This window comes from Flavobacterium sp. JLP (genome assembly GCF_015350755.1).
GTDB lineage: Bacteria > Bacteroidota > Bacteroidia > Flavobacteriales > Flavobacteriaceae > Flavobacterium.
Map to the genome: position 1 here is coordinate 435,063 of NZ_JADKPS010000003.1, position 6,774 is coordinate 441,836.

The 6,774-nt window shown below is 32.1% G+C and carries 7 protein-coding genes and 1 tRNA gene; 2 read left to right on the forward strand and 6 right to left on the reverse strand.

All coding sequences use genetic code 11. The features are described 5' to 3' along the window. Position 1: 1 nt before the first annotated feature. Positions 2-697, reverse strand: coding sequence for a MotA/TolQ/ExbB proton channel family protein (locus tag IRZ83_RS11465; protein WP_029271987.1), 696 nt, complete (start codon positions 695-697; stop codon positions 2-4). A 131-nt stretch (positions 698-828) separates the two neighbouring features. Here IRZ83_RS11465 and IRZ83_RS11470 point away from each other — a divergent pair, with 131 nt between their 5' ends. Together IRZ83_RS11470 and IRZ83_RS11475 are read left to right on the forward strand one after the other, a co-directional pair. Continuing rightward, positions 829-2,052: a bifunctional folylpolyglutamate synthase/dihydrofolate synthase gene (locus IRZ83_RS11470; RefSeq protein ID WP_194568856.1), complete on the forward strand. Its 1,224-nt coding sequence runs from the start codon at positions 829-831 to the stop codon at positions 2,050-2,052. Between the two features lie 181 nt (positions 2,053-2,233). Continuing rightward, positions 2,234-2,308, forward strand: a tRNA-Val gene (locus IRZ83_RS11475). A 170-nt stretch (positions 2,309-2,478) separates the two neighbouring features. Here the strand turns inward: IRZ83_RS11475 and IRZ83_RS11480 are convergent. From IRZ83_RS11480 to IRZ83_RS11500, 5 genes are all read right to left on the reverse strand, one after another. Further along, on the reverse strand, positions 2,479-3,423 hold the full coding sequence (locus tag IRZ83_RS11480; protein WP_194568858.1) for a GyrI-like domain-containing protein: 945 nt from the start codon (positions 3,421-3,423) through the stop codon (positions 2,479-2,481). Between the two features lie 229 nt (positions 3,424-3,652). Next, positions 3,653-5,107 carry an FAD-dependent oxidoreductase gene (locus IRZ83_RS11485; RefSeq protein WP_194568860.1) on the reverse strand — a complete coding sequence of 485 codons (1,455 nt, stop codon included), beginning with the start codon at positions 5,105-5,107 and terminating at the stop codon, positions 3,653-3,655. 89 nt (positions 5,108-5,196) lie between these two features. After that, positions 5,197-5,619 (reverse strand): VOC family protein, encoded by a 423-nt coding sequence (locus IRZ83_RS11490; protein WP_194568862.1) that lies wholly within the window; start codon positions 5,617-5,619, stop codon positions 5,197-5,199. 73 nt (positions 5,620-5,692) lie between these two features. Next, positions 5,693-6,196 (reverse strand): endonuclease V, encoded by a 504-nt coding sequence (locus IRZ83_RS11495; RefSeq protein WP_029271983.1) that lies wholly within the window; start codon positions 6,194-6,196, stop codon positions 5,693-5,695. A 9-nt stretch (positions 6,197-6,205) separates the two neighbouring features. Further along, positions 6,206-6,544 carry a hypothetical protein gene (locus tag IRZ83_RS11500; protein ID WP_194568864.1) on the reverse strand — a complete coding sequence of 113 codons (339 nt, stop codon included), beginning with the start codon at positions 6,542-6,544 and terminating at the stop codon, positions 6,206-6,208. Positions 6,545-6,774 lie beyond the last annotated feature (230 nt).

A 6,774-nucleotide genomic window follows, 5' to 3' on the forward strand; every position in this document is an offset into this window, starting at 1 on the left:
CTTAAGATCTTTGAATTATATTAACAAATTCTAATATTTGTTTCTGAATTTTTAAAGCAAAATCATCTATTTTTCCGTTTAATAAGTGGTACGCACTATAAGCAATAATACCTACAATAAGTCCAGAACCAGAACTGATCATTTTTTCATACAAACCTCCCGAAATATTTCCGATACTAATATTCTCGGTAACCGAAATGCTGTAAAAAATCTTAATAACCCCAGAAATAGTTCCGATGAAACCTAAAGTTGGTGCAATACCTGCAATAAGTCCGAGATGACCTAACCGTCTTTCCATTTCGCCAATTTCAATATCAGCTGCGCGGTCCATGTTTGATTCAATTTCTGCAATTGGTCTTCCAATTACCAAAACCCCTTCTTTCAAAATATTTCCAGCTGCAGTATCACTTCTTTCTACAATTGTTCTTGCCAATTCTATATTTCCAGAATTTAATTTATCTCCAACATCTTTTATCAATCTAGGATCAATTTTCGAAGCAGTTTTAATATATAAATAACGTTCAAAAATTACATAAATAGTATAAAAGAGCAAAAGTGCGATTGGGATAAGAAAAAAACCTCCTTTTAAGATAAAATCTAAAACTGAGATTTCAGTATTTGGTGCAATTTTTTCGATAACTACGTTAGATGCAGCCTTTGCAATGGTGTCTGTTTGTAATTGAATAAAACTAAACATATATTAATTCTGGTTTTTAATAATTAATTCTAAAAAATATTTGAAATTTGCAATAAAGATAATTTTCGCTGTAATATAAAACTAAAAAAATCGGAAATTATTTCAATCTACAACTATTTTATCCAAAATAAATGAACTATCAAGAAACTACAAATTGGATGTTTAATCAACTTCCAATGTATCAGCTTCAAGGAGCCTCTGCTTACAAAGAAGATTTAACCAATATTAAAATATTGGCGGCACATCTTGATAATCCGCAAAATAAGTTCAAATGCATACACGTTGCGGGCACAAACGGAAAGGGTTCTACTTCGCATATGCTGGCTTCGGTTTTGCAGGAATCAGGATATAAAGTTGGCTTGTACACTTCTCCACATTTAAAAGATTTTAGAGAACGAATTAAAATTAACGGAGAAGAAATTTCAGAAGATTTTGTTATTGAATTTGTAGCAAAACACAAAAGTTTTTTTGAAGCAAATGATATGAGTTTCTTCGAAATGTCTGTGGGTTTGGCTTTTGATTATTTTGTTTCAGAAAAAGTAGACATCGCCATTATTGAAGTAGGTTTAGGGGGAAGATTAGATGCTACCAATATTATTACTCCTTTGGTTTCTGTTATTACAAACATCGATTTGGATCATACGCAGTTTTTAGGAAATACGCCCACAGCAATTGCAGGCGAAAAAGCCGGAATTATTAAACCTAATGTTCCAGTTGTTATTGGCGAATATACAACTGAAACACAGCCTGTTTTTTTGGCTAAAGCCGAGGAAAACAAAGCTCCTATCTATTTTGCTTCGGATTTAATTTCAGAAGTTTACCCATCAGATCTAATTGGAGATTATCAATTTCATAATAAAAAAACAGTGCAGCAAACGATTGCAGTTTTGAATGCAAAAACTGAATTTAAAGTCTCTGATAAAAATCTAAAAACGGGTTTGTTAAAAGTGGTAAAAAATACCGGTTTGCAGGGAAGATGGCAACAACTTGGTGAAAACCCTAAGATTATTTGTGACACTGCACACAACAAACATGGACTGGCAGTTGTTATGAATCAGATTCAGAAAGAAACTTTTGAAAATCTGCATATTGTTCTAGGAGTCGTAAATGATAAAGACTTGGATTCGATTTTACCGCTCTTTCCTAAAAAAGCACAATATTATTTTTGCAGGCCAAATTCTGCGAGAGGCTTAGAAACCGAAATACTAAAAGAAACTGCAAAAAAATATGATTTGACAGGAGAAAAATACAATTCGGTCGAAAGTGCATTCTCTGCCGCGAAGGAAAATGCCAAAGAAAATGATTTTATTTACATTGGCGGAAGCACTTTTGTTGTTGCAGAATTACCTTTGTAATAACTAAAAGTGCATTTGCACAAAAAAGTTCAAAAAATTGATTTTATAATAAATTCAATGCCAGCAAGATATATCAGTTCTTAAAAAAAGTTAAAATATTTCGAAGATTTTCTTTGCAGAACTCGAAAACTAGCGTATATTTGCACTCGCAATCACAAAATGATAGCAACCTAGTAAAATAGGGCGATTAGCTCAGCTGGTTCAGAGCACCTCGTTTACACCGAGGGGGTCGGGGGTTCGAACCCCTCATCGCCCACAAAAAACTCCTTAAAAAATTAAGGAGTTTTTTTTTGCTTTTGAATTTTCTAAGAATATTTAATTCGAAAATTAAACAGCAATCCTTTAGCTGTCAAAGAAAATAAGATCAAAAATGATAATTTCATTAAATTGGAATTTAGTTGTTTTTTTTATTGATGAAATATATTATCAAAGTAATTTTATAGGTATATAAATATCTATTATATGAAGGTTTTCAGGATGCGTTTTAGGATCATTTAAATGACTTAAAAAGAAATTTCGATTATCGGGCTGATAACCATTTTCTTCAAACCATACATCATAAATGTAATTCCAAGTTTTAAAGCATTCAGACATTGGCGCTTCTTTATGAAAAACAGCATATAATCCGCCACTTATTATGGTGTTGCCTATTAATCCTTCTCCAACAATTTTATCTGGTACAGACAAACAAACATCAGCTTGAACCATTCCTGATAAATTTGGATTGCTTCGATAAACAGTCAATGCTTTGGTTTCAGGAAAATTAACTAAATTTCTTGGAGTAGCCCAACTAAACAGCTGTTCAAACATCTTACTAAATGTTTCACTATCATGATTGTGAATATTTAGATTTCTAATGTAAACGACATTAAATTCTTCAAGTTTTTTGATTTTAAAATCAAGATTTACTATTTCACTCATTTGATTCTTTTTTAAATTATCTAATTTGAGCGCAAGGTAACCTTCAATTCTGGACTGCATTTGTCCGATATTGCTATCTATTATACCAATCTTGCTATTTTTGTAAAGCTTGCGCCATTCGCTTGGTGTTATATCTTTAGCTTCGCGAAAACTTCTTGAAAAAGATGAAATGCTCAAAAATCCAGAATCAGAAGCAATTTCATTAATCGTTTTTGAAGGATTGTTCATTAGGAAAAAAAGAGATCTTTCTATTTTTGCATTTTTAATAAAATCATTAATTGTAGTTCCTGTAACCGACTTAAAAATACGATGAAAATGAAATTTTGAAAAATTAGAAAGAGAAGCCAGTTTTTCTAAAGATAGCTCTTCGTTAAGATTTTCTTTAATGTAATCTATACTTTTATTGATCCTAAAGTAATACTCTTTAATAGATTCTTCCTTTTTTGTCATGCTTGTGATTTATACAATATTTTTTGCAATATAGAATAATCTCAACGACTCCTTATTTCTTAAGGAGTATTTTATCTGGTTTCGTAACTTTTCAAGAATGTTTCATAAATTTCATTGGCAAATTTTCTCTCATTTTAAATTTCGTTAGATAATTATATAAAACATTACCCAGAGTTTCTGAAAATAAATAAAGCTCTATTAGAAATAATAGAGCTTTATTTAAAAATATTTAATATCCTTTTTTCTTTAAACACCTTCCTCTTGGCTCATCACCTTCATGAAGTACGATTTCAGAATGCAAAAACGCAGCTGCATCGGCAGAATCTTTCACTTTTACAGCACTTCTTTCTAACATTTCCGATTCAAACTCATTTAAAACACTTTCTCTTAATCCAATTTTTCTCCATTGAGATGAAGGTCTGCATCCTTTTAAGATCCCTCTAGCCAGCATGAGTGCATCCAGCAATGCCTGATTTGCTCCTTGCCCCTTAAATGGACTCATGGGATGAGCAGCATCTCCTATTAGAGTTACTTGTCCAGCTTTCTGCAATAATTCTGAACGCAGTAATTCTCTATCATAAACGGGATAACCAGAAATTTGAGCTGCTTGAGTTGCCTCTATAATTTGCGGAATAGGATCGTGCCACTGAGTTCTGCGACATGCTTCTTCTTTAAGTGCCTTAGAACCTTTAGCGCTTAATTCTTTAGCCTCATCTTCTCTCATAGGAAAGCTAAGTTGCCACATTATGGAGTCTGAAGTATAAGGCATAATATAGATACGCTCATTGCCATTTGCAGTTTGAAATACCGTAGCAGAGTCTAATAAAGAATCATTAAGACTTTCAAGATCAATCAAAGGACAAATACCTAAAATTACAATACAATCTAGATAACGCAAAGGAGTAATATCTTCACCAATAATGAATCTTCTAACCGAACTTCGAATACCGTCCGCACCAACAACAAGATCTGCTTTAAAGGTTTTAATCTCATCGCCCACCTGAAAATTCAGATCAAGACTTCCTTCTTCACTTTCTTTAAAATCCAATAACTGATGTCCCCACTTTAAAGCATTCTGCCCGCCCAGTTGTTGAAGCAATGCTAATCGCAGAGATTGTCGTGCAATATGAATATTTGTACGTTTCTGCGAAGTTTTTCCATCATACTCCAGCCACTTTCTAATTCCCCATTCACCAATCACTTTTCCTTCTGTAGTATGAACTACATGCCTTGTTGAAACTACTCCTTCTTCTAACGAGAAAATACCGAATCCCTCAATCGCTTTACTTGCTTGCTGTAAGGTAAGCCCATAACCTTGAGAACGAGCTTCGAAATTAATGTCGCGCTCATAAAGAGTAAACGGGATTTTACGGTGCAGACAAGCCACAGCCAAGGCCACTCCTCCTATTCCACCACCAATAATGGCAACATTTGGATAGTTTTCTGTGTCCGCCAAGGGAGAAATTACTGAATGAATTAGTCCAGATCCGCTACAGTTTACACAAGTATATTGATGACCTTTAGGACGAATTGGAGCTGTACCTCCACCTTTTATTTTTTCAAATTGATCAAGTGCTTTCTGATATTCACGTCGCGTTTTATCGCTAAGTCCTCTGCTTTTTTTTCCGCGTCCATTACATTCTAAACAAATAGTCCAGTTTTCTTTCTTGTGCACTTTTTTCACTTGTTCTTTTTAACTTATTCTGAGCTGGGCTTAATTACAATTTACCTGTTATTAAGTTGCAACAATTTAAGACAAAATATCATTCTTTTTTATTTAGGCTCCCAAAGTTCAATTTTATTACCTTCTGCATCCATAATATGAACAAATTTTCCATAGTCATAAGTTGCAATGTCGTCTAATATGATTACTCCGTTTTCTTTGAGTTTGATTAAAAGTCCTTCCATATTTTGAACTCGGTAATTAATCATAAAATCTTTTTTAGACGGAGAAAAATATTCATCTCCTTTTTTGAAAGGACACCACTGAAGAGAATTTATTTCTTCGGGTCTGTCAATATTTCTGGATTCAAAACTCGACGAACCCCAGTCACTAATTTCAAATCCTAAATTTTTAGCATACCAGTTTTTTGTTTCTTGTAAATTATCTGAAAAAAAGAAAACACCTCCAATTCCTGTTACTTTTGGCTCAACAGGCGGATTTGAATTGTTTGTTTGATTTTTTGGTTCTTCCATAATTTTAGTTTTTTAGTTGAATAAATATAATAAATAATAATTTTATTTGAGATTAAAATCACTATATCCTTAATTATATTTCCTTCGTCAAACGATCCATTTCTTTCAGCAACGTTGGAATTCTAAATTCGCCCGCCATACTTTCTATTTTCTGAAAAGCATTTTCTAATTCAATTCCTATTGCTGTAACATACAAAGGTTTTACACTTTCGCCTCTAAACAAACTTTTTTTATCTTTTTCAATTGAAGCAAAATTTGTTTTAGCCACCCCAATTATTGGAACTTCCTTGTTTAACTTCTCATATAAATGTCCACCCAAACCATATCTCTTTTCATCATCTAAATACACAAAACCATCTACAATAATGGCTTCGATATTTTTTAAATCGAATTGATTTAGCAAACTGATAATACAAGGCAACTCTCTTTTATAGAATTCTCCCGGAATATACTCTTCGACATTGTCGATTATTTCGGTGTGAATTTTAAAGTTTTTACTTTGATTCCATTCTGTAAATTCAAGACAGACGGTTTTTGCCTTCCCATCAAAGTAATACGTATCGAAAGCTAATATCATAATAGAAGTTTAAATTATAACTGAAAATTTTAAATTGGATTTGAGACAGTTCTTGTTTTTATCAAAACTTATTTTACCATAAAAAACAGTAGGCAATAACGCCGTTCCGAGTGCAAGTTTAGAATCATAACTGTTTTCTTCTTCAATTTTTTTATATATTCTAAGTAACCCATAATAATTACTCCATAAAAAAATAACGATATAAATAGTAAACATAAAAACAGTTCCAGGTTTGGGATCGTATGTATCTGCTAAAGTAAAATGAAGATGAATGGGATCAATAATGAAATACAACAAAAGAAAATAATGAATATTTAAGGCAATTTTCAAGTCAAGTTTTAAATCCATTTAGTACAAGGTTTACTTTTAGGTTGATTTTGGTTTTGCTAATATAAATTTATTTTCTTTCTATTATTAAAATTTAACCCTCAACCAAACAAACTGAAAAGCAGTTTTTCCATATTCATTTTTATGGGCAATATAACCGATATTCGATTCAATACTATTTTAGATAATACAAGCTCAATTCCAAAAACTTCATTTTTTATGGTAAATGATAAAGTATTTCTCAAATATTA

What these genes read in the sequence shown, in the direction of transcription:
- IRZ83_RS11465 (WP_029271987.1), bottom strand. Translation starts at nt 697, where the DNA reads ATGTTTAGTTTTATTCAATTACAAACAGACACCATTGCAAAGGCTGCA.
- IRZ83_RS11470 (WP_194568856.1), top strand. Translation starts at nt 829, where the DNA reads ATGAACTATCAAGAAACTACAAATTGGATGTTTAATCAACTTCCAATG.
- IRZ83_RS11480 (WP_194568858.1), bottom strand. Translation starts at nt 3,423, where the DNA reads ATGACAAAAAAGGAAGAATCTATTAAAGAGTATTACTTTAGGATCAAT.
- IRZ83_RS11490 (WP_194568862.1), bottom strand. Translation starts at nt 5,619, where the DNA reads ATGGAAGAACCAAAAAATCAAACAAACAATTCAAATCCGCCTGTTGAG.
- IRZ83_RS11495 (WP_029271983.1), bottom strand. Translation starts at nt 6,196, where the DNA reads ATGATATTAGCTTTCGATACGTATTACTTTGATGGGAAGGCAAAAACC.
- IRZ83_RS11500 (WP_194568864.1), bottom strand. Translation starts at nt 6,544, where the DNA reads ATGGATTTAAAACTTGACTTGAAAATTGCCTTAAATATTCATTATTTT.